Consider the following 1,211-nt stretch of genomic DNA (forward strand, 5'->3'; position numbering starts at 1 on the left):
CGGGAGCACACCTGGCTGATGGGATCTTAAAACTAAGCCGAATTGGGTCAATACCTGTCGTAATGCATCGGTCATTACCCATTGGCTTTACCCTTAAGCAATGCACTATTGTCAAAAAGGCCGATGGCTGGTATTGCTGTATCTCAATGAAAGATGATACAGTTCCCGAACTTTTGCCTATTGGCTCTGTCAAGTCTGCCGTCGGAATTGATGTTGGGCTAGAAAAGTTTTTGACTACTTCCGATGGCGAGGCGGTACCTATCCCGCAGTTTTACAGAAAAGCTCAGGATAAGCTGGCTCAAGCTCAAAAAGCAATGTCGCGCCGTCTCAAGGGCTCTAATAACTGGAAAAAAGCCAAGCACAAAGTCGCCTTAATGCACCTTTATCTGACTCGTTGTCGGAAAGAGTTTCATTATCAGGTTGCTCATTGGTTGTGCGGTAAGTACGACCTAATTTCTCACGAAAATTTAAACATCAAAGGGCTGGCTCGAACTAGGGCACGCAAAGTCAATAAATGATGCAGCTTGGGGAGCTTTTTTGGAGATATTACAAGCAGTGGCGGTCAAACGCGGTTTGTTAGTCCAGGAAGTCAACCCACGAGGTACAAGCATTGAGTGTTTTAATTGCGGTTCCAGGGTCGAGAAAAGTTTAAGCGATCGCGTTCATTGTTGTTCGAGCTGTAATATCAAAATCGATCGTGATTGGAACAGTGGTATCAACATTTTGAATCGTGGATTATTGGCGGTTGGACTGCCGCTCAATGGCTGCGGTAAATCAATACAGGATATTGAGGAACAGCAAGTCTCATTTGTGAATTTGAGAAGCCCACATCATAATCTTTGATTTGATGTGGGAGTAGTCACTGCCGTGAATTGGGACATCCCTTTGCCGCAATTCTTTGACCATGGCATAAATCGCATCTGACTTTTCCCCTAGTCCTTCTCCAGCGTAGTCGTTATAAAACAAGGGAACTGTGGGGTCAGCTTCATGAGCCCAGCGAAATGCCAACTCAACGTATTCTGGTCCAATGCCGAGCGACCAAATTGTATCTCGTTTCCTTTGTCCTGCTGAGTTTTGGTCTGCCACCGCTTCATTGACCACATCCCAAGCTGCTAATTGTCCCCGATAGTGACCAACAACAGTATGAATATGTTGTCGCAGGATATGGATTAACTCTTCCGGTGTCCATTGTCCGTGGGTTAGCCACCAAG

At 45.7% G+C, this 1,211-nt stretch carries 1 protein-coding gene and 1 pseudogene; one reads left to right on the plus strand and one right to left on the minus strand.

Annotated features, from left to right (window positions below; all coding sequences use genetic code 11):
* A pseudogene (locus tag F6K49_RS50650) lies at positions 1-843 on the plus strand (transposase); the annotation flags it as partial.
* Here F6K49_RS50650 and F6K49_RS50655 read toward each other — a convergent pair.
* A partial coding sequence (locus tag F6K49_RS50655) for an endo-1,4-beta-xylanase (protein WP_293110453.1) occupies positions 805-1,211 on the minus strand: 407 nt, incomplete at its 5' end. The pseudogene F6K49_RS50650 and the gene F6K49_RS50655 sit on opposite strands and share 39 nt — an antisense overlap.

The sequence above is a fragment of the Moorena sp. SIO3I6 genome (genome assembly GCF_010672095.1).